The organism is Oleiphilus sp. HI0128, assembly GCF_001635365.1.
In genome coordinates this window covers 1-564 of record NZ_LWGG01000479.1, presented here as the reverse complement: position 1 = coordinate 564, position 564 = coordinate 1, and the positions used below count along the sequence as shown (strand labels likewise).

The 564-nt window shown below is 42.9% G+C and carries 1 protein-coding gene; it reads right to left on the bottom strand.

The genetic code is table 11. The features are described 5' to 3' along the window. The coding region (locus A3763_RS05790; protein WP_197482796.1) for a protein-glutamate O-methyltransferase CheR at nt 1-534 on the bottom strand (534 nt) is incomplete at its 3' end. Between the last annotated feature and the right edge of the window lie 30 nt (nt 535-564).

Here is a 564-nt window from a genome sequence, read left to right as displayed (position 1 = left end):
TCGACCGTAACCTTCCATCAAGTTTAACAACTGAAAATCAATGCTAGTTTTGTACTCAGGTTTAATCTGCCAACGACCATCTTCAAGCGAACTAAAACACTTCTTCAAGCGTTGCTCAGACATTCCGCGCCCAAGCGCCAACATCTCATAGATACCAGACTTCGCGTTAGCAAGCACTGTCGGTGAGATATCTGTCGCGACAACCTTTACCCCCCCCTTCAATCTACCGGGCTTAGACTCTTGAAACTCTTTCGCAATGATAGAGATCGAATAAGGCTCTTGACCTGTTGAGCATGCTGCTGACCATATTTTCAAGGGTGCAATAGTATTCTGCTTATCTGCTTCAACGAAGATTTTTTCTTTTAGAACAGTAAAAGGATGAGAGTCTCGAAACCATAAAGTTTCATTTGTAGTCATCGCATCAATCACTTCTTCTCTGAGATTGCGATGTGAAATACTCTTAAGCTTGGACACGAGCTCACTTAGGCTTGCAATCTGATGCTTTGCCATCACAGGCTTGAGGCGACTACTCACTAGATAAGCCTTATTTTCACCCAACAATAT